The sequence below is a fragment of the Rhizobium sp. Pop5 genome, from assembly GCF_024721175.1.
In the GTDB taxonomy this organism is placed as follows: Bacteria; Pseudomonadota; Alphaproteobacteria; order Rhizobiales; family Rhizobiaceae; genus Rhizobium.
The window spans coordinates 622,104-639,865 of the sequence record NZ_CP099399.1 but is presented as its reverse complement, the minus strand read 5'-3'; the positions used below and the strand labels follow the sequence as shown (position 1 = coordinate 639,865).

Annotated in this window: 12 protein-coding genes; 3 read left to right on the top strand and 9 right to left on the bottom strand. The window is 61.1% G+C overall.

Features of this window, described 5'->3' with window-relative positions:
* Positions 1–13 precede the first annotated feature (13 nt).
* Positions 14–3,349 carry a DUF1217 domain-containing protein gene (locus NE852_RS05240; RefSeq protein WP_008529333.1) on the bottom strand — a complete coding sequence of 1,112 codons (3,336 nt, stop codon included), beginning with the start codon at positions 3,347–3,349 and terminating at the stop codon, positions 14–16.
* Between the two features lie 300 nt (positions 3,350–3,649).
* On the opposite strand from NE852_RS05240, the gene NE852_RS05235 reads away from it, so the two are divergent.
* Positions 3,650–4,216, top strand: coding sequence for a DUF6101 family protein (locus NE852_RS05235; protein WP_008529334.1), 567 nt, complete (start codon positions 3,650–3,652; stop codon positions 4,214–4,216).
* Positions 4,217–4,299: 83 nt separating this feature from the next.
* Here the strand turns inward: NE852_RS05235 and ubiA are convergent, their stop codons facing one another.
* The 5 genes from ubiA to NE852_RS05210 form a co-directional block, all read right to left on the bottom strand.
* Positions 4,300–5,259 carry a 4-hydroxybenzoate octaprenyltransferase gene (gene ubiA, locus NE852_RS05230; protein ID WP_008529335.1) on the bottom strand — a complete coding sequence of 320 codons (960 nt, stop codon included), beginning with the start codon at positions 5,257–5,259 and terminating at the stop codon, positions 4,300–4,302.
* Positions 5,260–5,420: 161 nt separating this feature from the next.
* On the bottom strand, positions 5,421–6,233 hold the full coding sequence (locus NE852_RS05225) for a MipA/OmpV family protein (protein WP_258156266.1): 813 nt from the start codon (positions 6,231–6,233) through the stop codon (positions 5,421–5,423).
* A 108-nt stretch (positions 6,234–6,341) separates the two neighbouring features.
* On the bottom strand, positions 6,342–6,923 hold the full coding sequence (locus NE852_RS05220) for a histidine phosphatase family protein (protein WP_008529338.1): 582 nt from the start codon (positions 6,921–6,923) through the stop codon (positions 6,342–6,344).
* 43 nt (positions 6,924–6,966) lie between these two features.
* Positions 6,967–8,226, bottom strand: coding sequence for a cyclopropane-fatty-acyl-phospholipid synthase family protein (locus NE852_RS05215; RefSeq protein WP_008529340.1), 1,260 nt, complete (start codon positions 8,224–8,226; stop codon positions 6,967–6,969).
* A gap of 133 nt (positions 8,227–8,359) precedes the next feature.
* A complete protein-coding gene (locus tag NE852_RS05210) occupies positions 8,360–10,669 on the bottom strand; it encodes a Tex family protein (protein ID WP_258156265.1) in 2,310 nt (769 codons plus the stop codon).
* Between the two features lie 217 nt (positions 10,670–10,886).
* Between NE852_RS05210 and glyS the strand changes: the two genes are divergently transcribed.
* A complete protein-coding gene (gene glyS / locus NE852_RS05205; protein WP_258156264.1) occupies positions 10,887–13,001 on the top strand; it encodes a glycine--tRNA ligase subunit beta in 2,115 nt (704 codons plus the stop codon).
* Positions 13,002–13,058: 57 nt separating this feature from the next.
* Positions 13,059–13,547, top strand: coding sequence for a DUF523 domain-containing protein (locus NE852_RS05200; RefSeq protein WP_008529355.1), 489 nt, complete (start codon positions 13,059–13,061; stop codon positions 13,545–13,547).
* 74 nt (positions 13,548–13,621) lie between these two features.
* Here the strand turns inward: NE852_RS05200 and NE852_RS05195 are convergent, their stop codons facing one another.
* The 3 genes from NE852_RS05195 to purD form a co-directional block, all read right to left on the bottom strand.
* Positions 13,622–15,445 carry a methyl-accepting chemotaxis protein gene (locus tag NE852_RS05195; RefSeq protein WP_008529357.1) on the bottom strand — a complete coding sequence of 608 codons (1,824 nt, stop codon included), beginning with the start codon at positions 15,443–15,445 and terminating at the stop codon, positions 13,622–13,624.
* Between the two features lie 415 nt (positions 15,446–15,860).
* Positions 15,861–16,322 (bottom strand): plant virulence effector HPE1-like domain-containing protein, encoded by a 462-nt coding sequence (locus NE852_RS05190; protein WP_008529358.1) that lies wholly within the window; start codon positions 16,320–16,322, stop codon positions 15,861–15,863.
* Between the two features lie 93 nt (positions 16,323–16,415).
* A complete protein-coding gene (gene purD / locus NE852_RS05185; RefSeq protein WP_258156262.1) occupies positions 16,416–17,699 on the bottom strand; it encodes a phosphoribosylamine--glycine ligase in 1,284 nt (427 codons plus the stop codon).
* Between the last annotated feature and the right edge of the window lie 63 nt (positions 17,700–17,762).

The following is a 17,762-nucleotide window of genomic DNA, read 5'->3' as shown; positions in this document are numbered from 1 at the left end:
GACGGACACGACATCAGGCTTTCTGCGTGCCGCCGCCGGTCAGGATCTGCAGTGCCGGCGACTGCTGCGTATTGTTCTTGATGTCGTACATCGCCGTGAAGCGGCGCAACAGCTTGTCGACCTTCTTCGGGTCCTGGAGATCATCGAGCTTGACGAAGCGGTTGATCAGATCGGCCTGCTTGGCAACATCCATGCCCGATATCTGCGACGGCAGGCTGTAGGCGGTGGTGATGACCTGATAGAGCGCCTTGTCTCCGAGGATCGAGTAGATCGAGGTGATGTTCGGGGCCTTGCGGCTGAAATAGAGCGCCAGGCGAACCCCGTCGTTGCTTTCGCCTTGCTGGTTTTCCAACGTCTGCTGGACGAAGAGCTGCTGGGTATGGTCCTCGGCTGCCTTGTTCTGGACGGTACCGATCTTGGCGCGGGTCAGGTTGCCGTCCTTGTCGAAATTGAAGGCAGCGACGATATCCTTGAAGCGCGCGTCGGCCTTGGTGTTGAGATAGCTCTTCTTATCATCGGGATCCGAGGTGAAGATCTTCTTCAGCGTGGCCTTGTCGTAATTCTTGGGGTCGAGGTTATTCGCCTTCAGCACCAGGTCGGTCAGGCGGCTATCATCCAGGAAGTCGTCGAGCGATTTCACCTTCGCCATGCCTTTGGCGAAATAGTCGACTTCCGCCGTCGCGTCCTTGGCAGCCTTGTCCTTTACCGGGCCATCCTTCATCAGCATGGTGATATGCGATTTGTAGTCGGTGGCGTATTTGGCCATCGTCGCATCGGGAAGCGCCTGAAAGGGAGCCGCCGCCTTGCCGTCGGGGCCGAAGTTGAAGGCGCGGGCAAGATTGGTGATGCGTTCGTCCTTGAGGGAGGCGATATAACCCTTCGGGTCATAGGCATCGCTCGTCAGGATCTTGCGCATCATCGAGCGCGGTACTTCCTGCTCCGTCAGGCCGAATGCCTGCAGCGCCACGTGATAGGGATCCGGCAGGTTGTCGTTGCTCTTGACAAAATCGGCCGTCGAATTGGTGCGCAGGAAATCATTGACGGTCTTGATATCGGAAAAATCCAGCAGGCTGTTGCTGGGGGCCATCATGGACTTATAGTTGGACGCCACCTCGTCAATCGCCTCGTCGCGCTCGTCGTCATAACGTGCTGCATAATTGTCATTGGTGGTCTGCGCCTGATCAGCGTTCTGGACCGAGCTTAGCGCCGGAAGCGATCCGTCGGCAGCGAAGTTGAAGTCCGCGTTAAGGTCGGCATGGCCGGCTGCCGCAGCGGCCGTGGGATCGGTCAGAATGCTCTTCAGATCGGCGTTCGAGATATCGAAAGGCAGATCGTAGGTGCTTTTCAGGAAATTGGTGATGGCCGGGTCGGCCAAAAGATCATCAACGTTGCCGATCGTCGCCATCCGCGAGGAATAGTCGTCCGTGCGTGCCGCGGCCGTAAATTTCGTGTTGTTGATCTGGGTGGCCGTCTGCGCAGCCATACCGTCCTCGAGCGAGCCGTCCGCCTTGAAATTAAAGGCGGCAGCGACGTCGGCATAGGTGCCGGTGCCACTCTGATCGGTCAGGATCGCGCGAAGCGCGACATCAGTGACCGTCGACGGGATGCCATAGGCGTTACGCACGAAATTGTTCAGTTTTTGATCCGCCAGCAACTGATCGACGTTCGAGATGCCTGCGATCGTTGCCTGGTAATAGACTGCCGCATTGTCGGCCTTGCTGGCGGTGTTCGCGCTCTGGGAGGCGCTCTGGGAGGCATGGAGCGTGGCGACCGAACCATCCGCCTTGAAATTGAACAGGTCGTGGACATCGCCGTAGCCCTGGGCGCTGGCGGCCGTCGGATCGACGAGGAAGGATCTCAAGGTCGCATCGGAAACGCTGTCTGCGATCTGCATGCTGTTTCTGAGGTAGCTCACCGCAACAGGATCGGACATGATTTGATCGACATTGGTGACATTGGCGATCATGCTGTTGAAGTGTGCTGCGTTCGCCGCCGACTTGTCGGTGGTCGATTTCCGTTGCGCCGCCGTCTGGATCGCAGACCCGTTGATCGAACCGTCGGCCTGAAAGTTGAAGTCGGCGTTGAGGTCGGCATGTCCCTGAGCCGCGGCAAAGGTCGGATCGGTCAGGATGCTCTTCAAATCGGCATTGCTGAAGCTCGTGCCGAGACCATAGGCATCCTTGATGTAACGCGCCAGAACGCCGTCTGCGAGCAGGTCATCGACATTGGTGATGGCGCTCGATTGAGACGTCACAGTGTAATAGTTGTTCGTGCTTGAGGCGGCCGATTGCAGCTTGTTTGCCTGATCGATCGACTGAACGCGCGCGGTGGTCGACGCCGAACCGTCGGCCTTGAAGTTGAAGGCGTTGTACACATTGGTGAAGCCCATCAGTTGGGCGTAACTGGGATCGGTGAGCACCATGCGCAGCGCTGGGGACGTAAAGTCGGCGCCCATGCTGTAGGCCGTCTTGATGTAGGAGGTCAGACGGTTGTCTGCGACCAGATCGTCGACATTGGTGATCGTGCCGATCTTGGCGGTGTAATAAGCCTTGTTGTAGTCGGCCGCCGTCTGGCTGACATAGTAGACATCGGAACCGACCGAATTATCGATGATGACCGACTGCGAGTTCAACGTATAGGTCTCGATGACCGAAGCCTTCTGCGCGGCGCTCTGGGCGCTGCCGTTGACCGTGCCGTCGGCGTTGAAGCTGAACTGGGCGGCAAGCGCCTTGTACTTGTCGCCGCCTTGCGTGTTGACGACGCTGTTGGGGTCGCTGAGATCGCTCGTCAGCACCTGGCGCAGAAAGTCCTTCGACGCATAGGTGGGATCGATCTTGAAGGTCTTCAGCACATAGGTGCGCAGCCGGGTGTTGTTGACGAGATCGTCAACGGTCTGCACGTCGCCTATATTGTTGCTGTAATAGGTGCTTTCGGTAGTCGCTGCCTTGTCGGCATCGACGAAGGACTGCTTGTAGAGGCCGATCAGATCGTCCTCCTGCGCATCCGTCTGCACATCCTTTTCAGGCGAATTGAAATTGAAGGCGGCGGCGAATTCGCGGTAACGCGTGTCGGAAAGCTTGTTGGCGTAGCTGTTGGGATCGGTGAGATCGCTCTCCAGCACCTTCTTCATGAAGGCCTTGGCATAGGTCATGTCCTCGAGGCCATAGGCCTTCATCGCATAGCTGTAGAGCTTGTAATTGCCGAGGAAGTCGTCGACGTCTTTGACCTTATTGATATTGTCCGCGTAGTACTGAGCATCCTTCTTGACGGTCGTCTGCGACGCGACCTTGGCGAGGCTGGACGTCATGTCCTTCGACAGGATCGAGTAAGCGAGGGAGGCCGTAATCATGAAAAGCGCCCTTTTCGACAAATTCTTTAAGAGAATCACGAACTACTGGTGACGACATTTTGCCACGGAAAACTTACCCGAGGCTTACTCCAGGATGTGCCGCTTCAGCACACCACACCGTTCACCTTCCGGAAACCCTGCCGGATTCGGTTTTGATAACCATCGTAGGAGGCAAAGTTTTCTTAACCGCAATTTTTAAGCTGTACGGAACGGGGCGCGCCTATTGTCGGCCATAGAGGACGAAAAGTCCCAAGGAGAAGACCGGAAATCGGCTCTCAGGTAAGACAAGGGTAGAATGAAATGAACAATCCCGTTATGAAGCCCGCCTGGGCTGGTACGACGCTGCGCCTCGATCCTTCCCGCTTTCCCCAGCAGGTCAGCTACGCCATCCATGATTGTTCGGATGACGTCAGCATCACGATAGACGAACGCGGTGCGGTTCTGCGCAAAGTCCTCCCTTCCAGCGGCCTGCCGCTCTCGATTGCGCTGCCGAAGCGCGTCTTCCAGGGTGTCGCCGCCCGCGCCATCGACCATGGCGACGGCGAAGTCACAGTGACGCTCGAGCTCCACCACGCCGATCCGGAGCTCTGCATTCCGCTGCTCGTTGCCCATGACCTCAGCGATATCGCCGCCGACTGGCGCAGCTGGTCCGAAGCCTTCCGCATTCCGATGCTGATGGTCGAGGCCGACGGCGTCGCCCGACCTCTCGAGGACCATATCGGGGCTTTGCGCACCAGCGACCTCAAGCCGCGCCGCCGCCATTCCTACTTCGCAAACCGCCGCCCGCGCTTCCTCGTGCGCCGCACGACCGGCCGGCTCGGCGTTGCCATGAAGATCGAAGGCAAGGAAATTATCGCCCGCAACTGAGCGAGATCGCGACGCTTCCACTCGGCAGCGCCGTTTTGGAACCAGTTTGAAACCCGGCGTCCACGCCGGGTTTTTCGTTTCATTCAGGGAATGGCGAAGAGCAGCGAGACAAACAGGCCAAAGAAGATGATCAAGCCGACGCGGTTGTTCGACCTGAAGAGCGCCAGGCATTGGGCGGGATCGTCGATATCAAGCCGAACGATCTGCCAGCCGAACATGCCGGCCGCACCGATGAGCCCCAGGAAAGCAATGAGATTGGCGCCGGCGAGCGCGAAAGCCATGAACATCAGCACCAGAGTCAGCCCGTAAAGGCCGATCAGCCATTGCCGCGTTTTGTCACCGAAAAGGCGGGCGGTGGAGCGCACGCCAATCAGCTCGTCATCCTCCTTGTCCTGATGCGCATAGATCGTGTCGTAACCGATCGTCCAGGCGACGGAGGCGGCGTAGATCAGGATGGCAGCGAAGGAGAGGCCGCCCAAAATGCCGGCCCAGCCCATCAGCGCGCCCCAGGAGAAAGCAAGCCCCAGGAAGAATTGCGGCCAATCGGTAAAGCGCTTGGCATAGGGATAAAACGCCACGATCCCGAGCGAGAGCACGCCGAGGAAGACGGTGAGCCAGTTGAACTGCAGCAGCACGAAAAGGCCGACCAGGGCCTGCAGGCCGATGAAGATCTTCGCCCCGGCGCGCGTGGCGCGGCCGGAAGGGAGCGGACGCGAACGCGTGCGGGCCACTTCCATGTCGATCTCGTGGTCGACGAGATCGTTATAGGTGCAGCCGGCGCCACGCATGGCGACCGCGCCGATGAAATAAAGGAAAAGATGGGACACCAGCAGGCTGCCGGAATAAAGCCCCTGGTCAATCGCCGCATTGGCGGCAAGCGTTGCCGACCAGAAACACGGCCACATCAAGAGCTGCCAGCCGATAGGGCGATCCCAGCGCGCAAGCTGCGCATAGGGCCAAAGCCATTGCGGCAGGATCCGGTAGACCCAGTTGTCTGAAGGCGCGTCGGAGACGCGGTCGTTGAGATTGTCGGTATCTTCCATGCGGCCCATCTAGCGATGGGCCGGCAACCCGGTCAAGAAGCGATCGCCGCACCGCCGCTGCATAATTCCCTAATCCGGAACTGATCCACCCAGAAGATCATGCGCAATTCAATGGGATACAGCGCCGTTTTCGTGCCTGGAGGGACACGCGCCGCCGTCAATCACTGCAGCGAAAAATTGAACTTGTAGGTCGCCGAGACGCCGATCAGGACCTGGTTCTTTGAGCCGCGCTCCCGCACGAGGCTGCTGTCGGCGGCCGGACCCGCAAGCCGCTTATATTCGAGGAAAGAACTCGCCGAGAGATTTTCCGTCGCCTTCCAGGTCAGAGCAGCCCCGGCACCGTAGGACTGAATGCCTGACGACGGCTTGTATTGATCAAGCCCGCTTGCCGCCGCCTGCTTGGCATTGACGCCGTAATAAGCGTCGTAATAGCCGCTGGTGGCAAATGTCGCGCGCGGACCGCCGGAAAGCTGGAGGTCGGGGGCGATATCAGTGAAGGCGTCGACGGCGAGATCGGCGACGACGCCGTCATGGGAGCGGATACCCTGGCGAACTTCGGCGCGGGCGCGCAGGAAATCGGTCGGATAGACCTCGACGAAGCCGCCAGCTTCCGCCCCCCACTTGACCTTCTTCATGCCCTTCAGCTCGTGACCATCGCCCTCGTCTCGCGAAGGCACGAACTTGCCGACGATGCCGGCGCGGAAAGCACCGTTATCCATGAGGGCGAAGGAAGGATTGTCATTGCGCGAGGAAAAGCGCGGGCCCGAGCCTTGCCGGCCGGCCGATATCAGCGGGCTGAACCTGAATTCGTAACGCCGCGAGCCCTCGAATTTCGGCGCGGAGAAGCCCGCGACGCCGACGCTCAGATACCAGTCGCCGGACCAGAAATGCTGGCCGCTGTCCTGCGCGGCGGCCGAACCAAAGGATGAAAAGGCAATAAGAAAAGAAATCGATACGGCTGATCGATGGGACACGTCCGCACTCCAGAAAACGCAAAAACAAAGCCGCGGAGGGCGGCGGCCGCTACATTTATCCTGATGTCGTTACGCCATTGTTAACCACGGCAAGAAGACGCGGACGCTTCAGCGTTGGTTCCAGCGACGGATGACCGGTTCGGTGAGATCATGTTCATAGCCGAGGACGCTGATGCTCGTGGTATCCAACACGAAATGCGCGCCATCTTGCGGTGGCAAGCCGAGCCAGCGGGCAGCGAGCACGCGCAGGAAATGCGAACTGGAAAAAATCAGAATGCTTGCGGCTTCTTTGCGAAGGGCGTGGATGACCGCGTCTGCGCGCGCACCCACGTCGGCAGCCGCCTCTCCGCTCGGGCAACCGTCGCGAAAGAGCTGCCAACCGGGGCGGCCCGCAAGGATTTCCTTGGTCGTGACGCCTTCATAGGCCCCGTAGTCCCATTCGGCGAGATCCTCGCGGATCACAGCGCCTGCCCCGAATCCGGCAAGTGCACAGGTCTTGCGGGCGCGCTCGGACGGGCTCGACCAGACGCCTGAGACGGAGAGACCCGCCAGCCGCTCGGTGAGCTTGCGGGCGGCCGCCTCGCCGTTCGCCGTCAAAGGAATATCGCTGCGGCCGGTATGACGGCCGGAAAGGCTCCATTCGGTCTCGCCGTGGCGAACCAGGTAGATCTCCGGAAATGCGCTGCTCATCGGAATGTCCTTTCGTCAGCCGCCGCCGCTCCAATTGCGCGGATCAGAACGTCACCTTCTCCAGCGGCGCGCGCCTCGCCTCGAATTCCTTCAACTTCGCTTCGTTCCGGGCAATATAATTGCGGTTGTCGGGAACGGCGAACTGGTTCTTGGCGATCTGGATCTGCAGGATGAAGAGCTCGTCCCAGCGGAAGCCCATCTCAGAACCGGCCAGATAGAATTCCCACATGCGGAAGAACTGTTCGTCGTAAAGTGCCACCGCCTCGGCCTTGCGCGCCACGAAACGCTCGCGCCAATGGCGCAGCGTATAGGCATAGTGCATCGGCAGGATTTCGATATCCTTGACCAAGAGCCCCGCTTTTTCGAGCGGCGGCACGACCTCGCCGACGGAAGGGATATAGCCGCCCGGGAAAATGTACTTCTCGATGAAGGCATTGGTGCCGAAGCTTGGCTTCGGGCGGCCGATCGAATGCAGCACCATGACGCCGTTATCGTCGAGCAGGTTGGCTACCTTGCGGAAGAAATTGCCGTAGTTGCCGATGCCGACATGCTCGAACATGCCGACCGAAACGATGCGGTCGAACTTTTTGCCGGTCATGCTGCGATAGTCCTGCAGCTCGAAACGCATGCGGTCGGCAAGACCGCGCTTTTCGGCGCGCATACGGGAGACCTTGAGCTGCTCCTCGCTGAGCGTAATGCCGGTGAAGTCGGCCCCATCAGTTGCCTCCGTCAAATACATGCCCATGCCGCCCCAGCCAGACCCGATCTCCAGGATGCGCTGGTTCGGCTCGAGCAGGAGCTTGGCGGCGATATGGCGCTTCTTGGCAAGCTGCGCCTCGTCGAGACCGATGCCCGGCGGCTCGAAATAGGCGCAGGAATATTGCCAGTCTTCATCGAGGAAAAGATCGAAGAGCTTAGCCGACAGGTCGTAGTGGTGGGCGACATTATGCTTGTTTCGGTTGACCGGCAGTCGGCTCTTCAGCTGCTGCAAGGCAATGCGGCCGACGAGCAGCGCCGCCATCTTGAAATCGAAGATCTCGTTGGTGGTGTTCTGCTTCACCAGCGACAGGAAATCGTAAATGTTGCCCTGTTCGAGAATGAACCGGCCCTGCATGTACATTTCCCCGAGCTTCATCGTCGGGTCGCGGCGGATGGCGTCTTCGGCCTCCTGATCGGCAAGGCGGGCGACCACCATGTCGCCGGTGCCGTCGCCGATCACATGAGTGTCGCCGTTGGCAAGGGTAAGTTTCAACGAACCCTTGCGGATGATTTGCTGGACGATCGATAAGAAAGCCGACGCCATGGACGCCTCGCAAATGTGACAGGATGGTCACATCAACTTAGGCGTTCTCTTTCGCCTTACAAGCGCCGGATTTAGCACTCTGTAAAGAACGCTGCCAAACTGTTGCAATTTTGCCGAAATGCTGGCTAAGCCCTTATTTTCGCTTCATGGCTTCGGCAAGTGCTGCGCCGAAAGCACCCTGGCTTTCCTGTTTGGGCGCGGCAGGCCGGCGCTCGTTCTGCGGCCGGGAGCCGGAATTCCCGCGAGAATCACCACGCGGCGAAGGCGCCGAAGACCCGTCATCGCGTCGCATGGAGAGACCGATGCGCTTGCGCTTGGCGTCGACCTCGACGACCCGCACCTTGACGACATCACCCGCCTTGACGACCTCATGCGGGTCCTTGACGAAGCGATCGGCGAGCTGGGACACGTGCACCAAACCATCCTGATGCACGCCGATATCGACGAAGGCGCCGAAGGCAGCGACATTGGTCACCGTTCCTTCCAGCACCATGCCGGGTGTGAGATCGGAAATTTCGTTGACGCCCTCGGCGAAGGTAGCGGTCTTGAAGCTCGGACGCGGATCGCGGCCTGGCTTTTCAAGCTCCGAGATGATGTCTTTCACCGTCGGCAGACCGAACTTCTCGTCGATGAACTGACGCGGATCGATCGATTTCAGAAGCGCGCTGTCACCCATCAACGCACGCAGATCACGGCCGCAGGCGGCGACGATCTTCTTGGCGACGCCATAGGCTTCCGGATGCACCGAGGAGGCATCGAGCGGCTCCTTGCCGTTCGGGATGCGCAGGAAGCCGGCGCATTGCTCGAAGGTGCGGCCGCCGAGCCGGACAACCTTCATCAGATCGCGCCGCGTCTCGAAACGGCCTTCGCTGTCGCGATGGCGCACGATGGCCTCGGCGATCGAAGGGCCGAGGCCGGAGACACGGGAAAGCAGCGGCGCAGACGCGGTGTTCAAATCGACACCGACGGCATTCACCGCATCTTCCACCACGGCATCGAGCGAACGCGACAGCTTCTGCTGGTCGACGTCGTGCTGATACTGGCCGACGCCGATCGACTTCGGCTCGATCTTGACGAGTTCGGCCAGCGGATCCTGCAGGCGGCGCGCAATGGAGACGGCCCCGCGCAGCGACACGTCGAGATCGGGGAATTCGGCGGCCGCCGTTGCCGAGGCGGAATAGACCGAGGCGCCCGCTTCCGAAACGATGACCTTGGTCGGCTTCGGCGCCGGAAGCTCGGCCAGCATGTCGGCGACCAGCTTTTCCGTTTCGCGGCTGCCGGTACCATTGCCGATCGAGATCAGCTCGACATTGTGTTTGCGGATCAGCGAGGCGAGCTCGATCTGGGCGCCGCGCACGTCATTCCGCGGCTGGAAGGGATAGACGGTCGAAGTCGCAACGACCTTGCCGGTGCCGTCGACGACGGCAACCTTGACGCCGGTGCGGATGCCGGGATCGAGGCCCATCGTCGCGCGCGAGCCGGCAGGTGCGGCGAGCAGCAGGTCCTTGAGATTGCGGGCGAAGACATGGATCGCCTCCTCTTCGGCCCTTTCGCGCAGCTCCCGCATCAGATCGAGCGAAAGCGACATGGAGAGCTTGACGCGCCAGGTCCAGCTTGCGACCTCCATCAGCCAGCGGTCGCCGGGGCGGCTTGCGCCGATCTCGTAGGCCGCAGTGATCATGCGCTCCACCGGCTTGTTCGGCGAGGCGGTCTCGGCGTCCGCCTCGATCGTCAGCGTCAGCACCTCCTCGTTCCAGCCACGGAGCATGGCGAGTGCGCGGTGGCCGGGCGCGGTCGCCCAGCGCTCGGAATGGTCGAAATAGTCGGAAAACTTCTCACCCGCCGCCTGCTTGCCGTCGACGACCTTGGCCTTCAGAAGTGCCGCCTGGCGCATATGGGCGCGCAATTTGCCGAGCAGATCGGCGTTTTCGGCAATACCCTCGGCGATGATGTCGCGCGCGCCGTCGAGCGCCGTCTTCACATCGGCCACGTCAACCGTGACGAAGCCTTCGGCCAGGACGGCCGGCTCCCGTCCGCGGTCGGCGAGGATCGCCTCGGCAAGCGGGCCCAGGCCGCGTTCGCGAGCGATTTCAGCCCGCGTGCGGCGCTTCGGCTTGTAGGGCAAATAGAGATCTTCGAGCTCGGCCTTGGTTGCGGCGCCTGCGACCTTGGCCATCAGCTCGTCCGTCATCTTGCCCTGGCCGGTGATCGATTCGACGATCGCGTCGCGCCGGGCTTCGAGTTCTCGCAGATAGACCAGCCGCTCGGCGAGATCGCGCAACTGCGTGTCATCGAGCCCGCCCGTCACTTCCTTGCGGTAGCGGGCGATGAAGGGCACGGTGGCGCCTTCGTCGAGCAGCTCGATGGCGGCTTTGGCCTGTTCGGGCCTGGCGTTGATTTCGGCCGAGATGCGGGCTGCGAGAAAGCGGAGGTCTGCGGCCATGGGATTTCCTGTTGCGACGAAAGTTGCGGGACCATAGCGGCGAAAAGCGGCAAGGCAATGTTGGAGTCTGCCGGCATGCGCCGATCCACAGGAAAGCATGCAGAAAGGCGGCGATTTTGCGGTTGTGCATATGCGGCATTCTTTGCTAGCAGAAGCAACGTTTTGACCCGGCGCCCAAGCCACCCCTCCCCTGTTGCGGGAGGCAAGGAAATTCGACATGCCAAACCTTCTTCTCGAACTCCGCTCCGAAGAGATTCCGGCCCGCATGCAGCGCAAGGCTGCGGGCGACCTGAAGAAGCTCGTCACCGATGCGCTTGTCGAAGCGGGCCTGTCCTACGAGGGCGCACGCGAATACTGGACGCCGCGGCGGCTTGCGCTCGACATTCACGGCCTGACGGCGCGCTCGGCCGACGTGCGCGAGGAACGCAAGGGACCGCGCACCGACGCCAACGAAAAGGCGATCGAAGGCTTCCTGCGCGGCGCCGGTCTTTCGTCGGTCGCCGAAGCGCTGGTCGTCAGCGATCCGAAGAAGGGCGATTTCTACGTCGCGGTCATCTCCAAGCCGGGCCGCGCGGCCGAAGACATCATCGCCGAGGTGATGCCCGGCATCATCCGCGATTTCCCATGGCCGAAATCCATGCGCTGGGGCAAGGCGTCGTCCAAGCCCGGCGCGTTGCGCTGGGTGCGGCCGCTGCAGTCGATCGTCTGCACCTTCGGCCCTGAACATGACGAGACGGTCGTCATCCCCTTCGAGATCGACGGCATCACCGCCTCCAACGTCACCTACGGCCATCGCTTCCACGCGCCCGAGGCGATCTCGGTGCGGCGCTTCGACGACTATGTCGCAAATCTCGAAAAGGCGAAGGTCATCCTCGATGCCGAGCGGCGCAAGGACATCATCCTGCATGATGCGCGCGACATCGCCTTTGCCAACGGACTTGAACTGGTGGAAGACGAGGGCCTGCTGGAGGAAGTCTCCGGCCTCGTCGAATGGCCGCAGGTGCTGATGGGCTCTTTCGAGGAGGATTACCTCTCCATCCCCTCCGAGATCATTCGCCTGACGATCAAGACCAATCAGAAGTGCTTCGTTACCCGCAAGCAGGGCGAGGAAACGCTCTCGAACAAATTTATCCTCGTCTCCAATATCCAGGCAACGGATGGTGGCAAGGAAATCGTCCACGGCAACGGCAAGGTCGTGCGCGCCCGTCTTTCCGACGCACTGCATTTCTGGAAGCGTGACCAGGGAAACCTGCCGGATTTGGAGACTCTGGAAGCTTCGGCCAAAAAGTTCGGCCTCGACCTTAAGAAGCCGCTCGACCAGCGCATGGCAAAACTTGATGCGCTCGACGTGACCTTCCATGCCAAACTCGGCACGCAGGGCGCGCGCGTCACCCGTATTCGCGCGCTGGCATCCGAGCTGGCGAGGATTACCGGCGCGGACGCGGCTCTCGTCGATCGCGCCGCCGTGCTGGCAAAGGCCGATCTACGCACGGAAGCCGTCGGCGAATTCCCGGAACTGCAGGGCTTGATGGGCCGTAAATACGCAGTGCTGCAGGGCGAGAGCGCCTCCGTCGCCGCGGCCATTGAGGATCACTACAAGCCGCAAGGCCCGTCGGACCGCGTGCCGGAGGATAAGGTGGCGATCACGGTCGCCCTTGCAGATAAGCTCGATACGCTGATCGGCTTCTGGGCGATCGACGAAAAGCCGACCGGTTCGAAAGATCCCTTTGCCCTGCGCAGAGCTGCACTCGGTGTCGTCAGAATCCTGCTGGAGCGCAGAATTCGCCTGCCGCTGCTGGCGACGACCAAGGATATCGACCTCCTCTCCTTCTTCCACGACCGTCTCAAGGTCTATCTGCGCGATCAGGGCGCCCGCCACGATCTCATCGACGCCGTCCTGACACCCGAGGCCGACGACCTGTTGATGGTGGCGCGCCGCGTCGAAGCCCTGACGGCCTTCATCACCTCGGAGGACGGCAAGAACCTGCTCGCCGGCACCAAGCGCGCCACGCAGCTGCTCGCCGCCGAAGAAAAGAAAGGCACGGTGATTGCCGATGCCGTCTCGGGCGCGCTCCTGAAGCTCGACGCCGAAAAGGAACTGTTCGCCGCGATATCAGGCGCATCGAAGGATGCGGCAGGCGCCGTCGCTGGAGAAGACTTCCGCTCGGCGATGGAAGCCCTTTCTAAGCTGCGCGGCCCGGTCGACCGCTTCTTCGAAGACGTGCTCGTCAATGACGAGGACGCCGCCATCCGCGCCAATCGTCTCGCCCTGCTCAGACTGATCCGCGAAGCGACGGGAACGGTTGCTGATTTCTCGAAGATCTCGGGGTGAGAACGACCACCATCGGCGGACTGGCATTGCGGCCGCCGAGGCGCTATTCAAGCAGACATGCAAAACAGGATTCTCGTCAGCGCCTGTCTCATGGGTCAGGCCGTCCGCTATGACGGGCGGGCGAAGCCATTGCTTCATCCCGTGATCGAGAGATGGCAGGCCGAGGGACGGCTTGTAACGATCTATCCGGAGATGTCGGCGGGCATGCAGGTACCGCGGCCGCCGGCGGAAATCGCCAATGCGGCAACCGGCGAGAAGGTGCTGGCCGGCATGGCGCGGGTCGTGGAATTGACGGGCGGCGATGTGACGGCAGAGTTCCTGCAGGCGGCGGAGAACGCCGTGGCGCTCGCCCGGCAGACCGGTTGCCGCTATGCGTTGCTCATCGACGGCAGCCCGTCCTGCGGATCGGATTTCATTTATGACGGCACCTTTTCCGGGCGCAAGCAGGCCGGCAATGGTGTGACGGCGGCGGCGCTGAAAGCGGCCGGCATCGAAGTGTTCTCCAATCACGAGATCTCGCGGTTGATCGACCGTATCGGGCAATAAGCTTCAAAAGGCACGGCCGCCGGAAAACCGACGGCCGTGGAAATTTGGTGATGAGAAGGCTTGTCGTCCGCCGCTTATGCCGCGCGGCGACCCTGATGCATGGCCGGCGCAACACTTTCGCCACCGACGCGGAAGCCGCGGATAAGATTGAGCAGTTCGTCGGTATCGCTCGCCAGGGTTTCGGCCGATGCCGTGGTCTCCTCGGCCATGGCGGCGTTCTGCTGGGTGGCGGCGTCGAGCTGATTCATCGACGAGGAGATCGAGCGCAACGTCGTATCCTGTTCGGAGGCGCTGTGGGCGATCTTGGCGACGATCTCGTTGGCCGCCTTGATCTGGTCGGAGATGCGCTTCAGCGCCTCGCCTGCCTCGCCGACCAGACGAACGCCCTGATCCACCTGGCTCGACGAGCGGGCGATCTGATCCTTGATCTCCTTGGCCGCGGCGGCGGAGCGTTGAGCAAGTTCGCGTACTTCCTGGGCGACGACGGCGAAACCCTTGCCGGATTCACCGGCGCGGGCGGCCTCGACGCCGGCGTTCAGCGCGAGCAGGTTGGTCTGGAAGGCGATCTCGTCGATAACGCCGATGATCTTGGTAATCTCCGAGGACGACTTCTCGATGCCGCTCATCGCTTCGATTGCCTGGCCGACGATCGCATCGCTGCGGGTTGCCTCGGCGCTGACGGAATGAACGCGCTGGCTCGCCTCGTGGGCGCCATCGGCCGTCTGGCGGACGGCGACGGTAAGTTCGTCGAGGGCGGCCGAGGTTTCCTCCAGGCTCGCGGCCTGGCGCTCGGTACGTTGCGACAGCTCGTTGGAGGCGCGGCGGATCTCTTCCTTGCTTGTCCCGATATCGCTACCCTTGGCGCTGACCTTGGCCATGGCGGCTTCGAGATGCGACAGCGCGTCGTTGAAGTTATCGCGAAGGGCGGCGTATTTCTGGCCGAGATCGGCGCAGCGGACGGTGAGATCGCCGCGGGCGATCAATTCCAGCGCCTTGCCAATCGTCGCCACGACGCTGGCTTGGAGCGCTGCTTCGTCCTGCTGTTGGCGCAGGTTGTTTTCGCGCTCGCTTTCGAGCGCCAGCTGCTGGGCCGCCTCGCGATCCGACATCGCATGGCGTTCCCTGATCTTTTCCTGCAATGACTGCGTGGCCTTCGCCATCATACCGACTTCATTGTTCATGCCGGTATGCGGGATGGCAATGGAAACGTCCTCCTCGGAGACAGCCTTGAGCGCCGCATGGACGTTGTTGAGAGGCCTCGATATGCCGCGAATGACGAAATAGGCGGCGGCCATGGCGAGGAAGAACAGAACGATGCTGCCGGAGAGTGCGGTAAGGATCGTGCTGTTCACCTGAGCATCAAGATCGTCCATGTAGACGCCGGTCACGACGACGACCTTCCAGGGATCGAAGGCCTGTGCATAGGCCGTCTTACGAAAATCACCGGCAGGCTGGCCCGGTTTGGCCGTGGAATAATATTCGACGAGACCACCGCCCTGCTGCCCGAGCTTTACCAGCTCTTCGCGGTAGAGCTTGCCTTTGCTGTCCGGCTGGCCTTTGTTGACCTGACCAACTTTCGCGGCATCATAGTGGAACATCATCTGGATATCGTAGCTATAGCCAAAGAAGTAGCCATCGGGGTCGTATTTCATCGCATTGACCGTGGCGTAGGCCTGCTTCTGGGCGTCTTCCAGCTTCATTTCACCTGACGTGACTTTTGCCTGATAAAGCTTGAGAACGGAGACCGCCGACTGAACCTCGGCGCGGAGCATGTCGTAGCGCTCCTGATAAATCGCATTGACCGAGGAGCGGATCTGCAGGGATGTGGCGATGGCAAACGCCACCATCAGGCCAATGACCAGCAATATAAGCTGCTTCGATATCTTTAGATTTTTCATGATTCCTCGCAACGGGAATGGGGCAAGTACATTCCGGTGCGGTCTTCTACCGCCTGTGCGAGCGCGCAAGGAGACGACACGTCTACCACTGCTAAATAACATGCTGCGACCGGCGAGTGAGAATTGATGCCGACCCTATAAGAAAGCTTTAATTTAACTCAAAACGATACGATTTTTCCCTAAAAATCTGGGGGATAAATTAAAGGCAAATCCGCGTTTTTTCACCCGCCGTTCAAACATCGCTCGTTTTCGAGTTCTCAAGCTACCGGGGCGCCTCAAAACGAGAATGCACCCCCGCTTCTCTTCGAGGGTGCATTCGGTCCACCAGAGGTGGAACCCCAAGCGATCGAAACCTTGATCGGGCAGGGGCAGGGAACTTTTGCTGAACCGCTAAACACTTTTGCTGTAATTGCTTCTAAAATCGCAGCTTGAATTCGGAAGCTTCGAGAGCGGCCGGCTGTTCAGCCACGCCTGCCACAACAGGCTTGGCATCACTGCCGATCACAGCCGCGGTCGTCGCGTTCATGTCAATGCCCTCGGCAGGCACGGCCGAGGGCTCGGCAGCAACCAGTGCTTCAGGGGTTGCCTTGCTGACGAAGAGGACGGGCGAGCCGCCCATCCAGCCTTCGGTGCGATAGACCTTCTTTTCGCCGCCGACATCGCGGACCTCGCTTGCCTGGACGACACCGGGCTTCAGCTCCGGCACGGTGTAGTCCTTCTTGGTCACGTCGGCGTGAAGCGGTGGGCAATTGGCGCAGAATTCGGTGACGATGCTGCTGTCAGCCTTGGGGGCAGCCTTGCCGATCACCTCAATAGAGGATGCCATCGCCGAGCCTGCCGTCAGCAGGATTGCCGCACCGAAGAAAATCTGACGCATCAACGCTACTCCGCCTCACTATAAGAGCGGTATAGCGCAGCTTTGTTTCCATCCCGTCAGGGGAAAGGGTAAAAATTTAAAGAACGCGGCACTTTATACTTTGTCCGAGCCCGTTTCGCGCTCGATCGCTCGCCAGCCGATGTCGCGCCGGCAGAAGCCGTTTTCCCACCTTACCCTGTCGAGCAGCGCGTAGGCGCGGTCCTTGGCCTCGGCGACGGTGCCGCCCGTGGCGGTGACATTCAGCACGCGGCCGCCGGTTGCGACCAGCGCGCCGTCCTTCAGGGCCGTGCCGGCATGAAACACCTTCTCGCCCTCGCCTGCCTCAGGCAAGGAGAGGATCGGCGTGTTCTTCTCGTAGGCGGCGGGATAGCCCTCGGAGGCCATGACCACCGTCAGTGCCGGATCGTCGTTCCATTCGGCTTCGACCTGATCCAGGGTGCCGTTTGCCGCAGCCAAAAGCAGAGGCAGAAGATCGCTCTTCAGCCGCATCATCAACACCTGGCATTCGGGATCGCCGAAACGGACATTGTATTCGATAAGTTCCGGCCCCTTCTTCGTGATCATCAGCCCGGCGAAAAAGACGCCGGAGAAGGGGTGGCCGCTCTCGGCCATGCCGCGCATCGTCGGCTCGATGATCTCCTTCATGGTGCGCTCGACCATCTCGGCGGTCATGACGGGCGCCGGCGAATAGGCGCCCATGCCGCCGGTATTGACGCCGGTATCGCCCTCGCCCACCCGCTTGTGGTCCTGGGCGGTTGCGAGCTGCAGTGCGTGCTTTCCATCGCAGAGGCAGAAGAAGCTCGCCTCCTCGCCGTCGAGATAGGCTTCGACGACAACTTCGGCACCGGCCGCGCCAAAGGCCCCCTCGAAGCAGTCATCAACGGCGGCGAGCGCCTCGTCCAGCGTCATCGCCACCGTCACACCCTTGCCGGCGGCAAGGCCGTCGGCCTTGACGACGATCGGCGCACCCTGGGCGCGGATATAGGCTTTCGCCTTCGGCGCATTGTTGAAGCGCTGGTAGGCGCCAGTCGGAATGCCGTAGCGGGCGCAGATATCCTTGGTGAAGCCCTTGGAGCCCTCGAGCTGGGCGGCGGCGGCGGAAGGACCGAAAACCATAAGGCCATCGGCGCGCAGCCGGTCGGCGAGGCCCGCGACCAGCGGCGCCTCAGGGCCGACGACGACGAAATCGATCGCCTTGTCGCTGCAGAAGGCGGCGACCGCTTCGTGATCCTCGATATTCAAGGGCGCAAGGACGGCATGTTCGGCGATGCCGGGATTGCCGGGTGCGGCGTAGAATTCGCTCATCAACGGCGATTGCGCCAGCTTCCAGGCGAGCGCATGCTCGCGTCCGCCCGATCCGATCAACAGAACCTTCATGCGCGACCCTTTCCTTTTCCGTCTGGCGGTTAAGGGCCAAGGGCCGAAAGGTCAAGCGGGAAA